This window comes from Okeania sp. SIO2B9 (assembly GCF_010672505.1).
Lineage (GTDB): Bacteria > Cyanobacteriota > Cyanobacteriia > Cyanobacteriales > Microcoleaceae > Okeania > Okeania hirsuta.
Map to the genome: position 1 here is coordinate 1 of NZ_JAAHGK010001261.1, position 2,219 is coordinate 2,219.

2 protein-coding genes are annotated in these 2,219 nt (G+C 33.4%); one reads left to right on the forward strand and one right to left on the reverse strand.

What is annotated here, in order from left to right; translation table 11 throughout:
* A partial coding sequence (locus F6K13_RS29600; protein WP_287289356.1) for a PP2C family protein-serine/threonine phosphatase occupies window positions 1-1,300 on the forward strand: 1,300 nt, incomplete at its 5' end.
* A gap of 282 nt (window positions 1,301-1,582) precedes the next feature.
* Here F6K13_RS29600 and F6K13_RS29605 read toward each other — a convergent pair.
* Window positions 1,583-1,801 (reverse strand): NfeD family protein, encoded by a 219-nt coding sequence (locus F6K13_RS29605; protein ID WP_240039111.1) that lies wholly within the window; start codon window positions 1,799-1,801, stop codon window positions 1,583-1,585.
* Window positions 1,802-2,219 lie beyond the last annotated feature (418 nt).

Genomic DNA, 2,219 nt, shown 5'->3' on the forward strand with positions numbered 1-2,219 from the left:
TTTGGAATTATTTACTTCAGAAAGTGACAATTCCAAAAAACTCTTCTTTTCCACCAGTAGTAATGTTTATCGTTATGATGACTTAATTTGGTCTGGAAAAGATATGCAAACAGACTATAGTATTATTATTCGCCATGATTGTTCTAATCTAAAACCAGAATTAGTAGCTTATATTTCTCGAATTATTGGTTTAGTTATTATCATATCTCTGTTTTTGACAATTACAGTTTGGCTATGTTTAGAACCAATTGTAATTAACCCTATTCTACTATTAAGAAGCGATTTGAATCAAGCAGGGGAAGCAATATATAACGATCAAGAACCACCTGCATTTAGCTCAACTTATCTCCAAAGACAAGATGAATTAGGAGAAGTAATTAATGCCTTTGAATTAATGTTTATCAAAATTTCTCAAGCAATTAGTGAGCGGAAAAAAGCTGAAGCAGCTTTACAGGAAAGTCTAGAAAAAGTAAAAACTTATTCTCAAGCTCTCAATTATGAATTAGAGCAAGGTCATCAGATGCAGAAAAATTTTCTGCCTGCTCAAATTTCGCAACAAAATGGTTGGGAAATTGCGAGTTTCTTTCAACCAGCTAGACAAGTTGCTGGTGATTTTTATGATGTATTTGAACTTTCTAATCATACCGTAGGATTAGTAATTGCTGATGTTTGTGATAAAGGAGTAGGAGCAGCATTATTTATGAGTTTATTTCGTAGCTTAATTAGAGTTTTTTCTGGTCAAAATTATTTTGAAGAAATGAATGAGGATTTAGGAGGTGAAAAAGATAAATTGTATTTAGATAGAGGTCTAGCTACTGAAGATTGCTATCATGCTTTGAAAGCTGTATGTTTGACTAATAATTATATTGCGAAAAATCATGGCGAAGTGGGAATGTTTGCCACACTTTTCTTTGGGGTTTTAGACATAAATAATGGTAAAATTACTTATATTAATGGTGGTCATGAACCACTATTTATTATTAGTGCTACAGGAGAAATCAAGGAGGAGTTAAATTCTACAGGTCCAGCAGTTGGAATGTTGCCCGATATGAAATTTAAAATTGAACAAACTCACTTAGAAGTTGGTGAAATTTTGTTGGGTTACACAGACGGAGTACCAGAAGCTCGTAATGGTAAAGGTGAATTTTTTACCAATGAAAAATTGCGGTTACTTGTGGAGAAAAAAGCAGCTTCGGCGGAAGGTTTACTCAAAGAAATATCTACTAGTGTTTTAAATCATACTGGTAGTGCCACACAGTTTGATGATATTACTTTATTGGCTGTACAACGACAAGTTTAATAACAAGTCTGATAAATATTTGCTACAAATAAATAGGTGATTTTTTAGGAGTCAGGAATCAGAATGAATGGCTTTAATACCAGTTTTTAGGTCAAAAATTCTCTTTTTGTCAAAGGAACATCAGCCAAATTGTATTTTTGACAATTAGCACCCTAGGAGCGCATTAAATTATTCTGATGTTTACTTCTCCTCTCAGGAGCAGTAGGAGTGAGTTCCCTCTTAGTAGAGACCTTGCATGCAATGTCCCTACCCACTCCCTCACTCCCCACACCCCCCCCACTCCTAAAAAGGGCGTACTAATAATGTAATTCCCTGACGACCGATAACTGCAACTTCTTCACCAGGTTCAAGAGTCATGCTGTAACCTCTAAAAAGCATAGCAGGCCAATATGTAGCTTTGAATTTAACTCTTCCAGGTTCATCAAAAGTAATCTTTTCATCGACTACACCAACTTGAGGTTTAGAAAACATTTTGGGAGTATTATTACTAAATTTCTGCATTACTATTCTTCCTTTATTCCTTAAATTTGAGTCAGTATTAATTTTTTTAATGTCCCCATAGTTAGAAAATCTTGAAAAGCTTAAATACTTGATTTATTGTCCTTAAATAGCACTACATTTTGCTTATGTTGTTTTCCGGAAATTATTTAATTCGCAGTTCTAATAATTTTTGTAGATATATATACTTATACCAATTTTACTTTTACCGAAAAATTGTGGTTTAAAGCCTCCCCTTGATCGGGGATAATAAAGAAAAATTTTCATCTCTTTGTCAATCCTCTTCTTTTCAAGGAGAGGTAATTATTCATTATTCATTATTCATTATTGAAGCGAGGTTGCACAGAATTAGGTATTAGGTATTAAGTAGTAGGTGTTATACCAAGCGTGAAAAAAGAATAAAAAAATAGGTAGTAGGTGT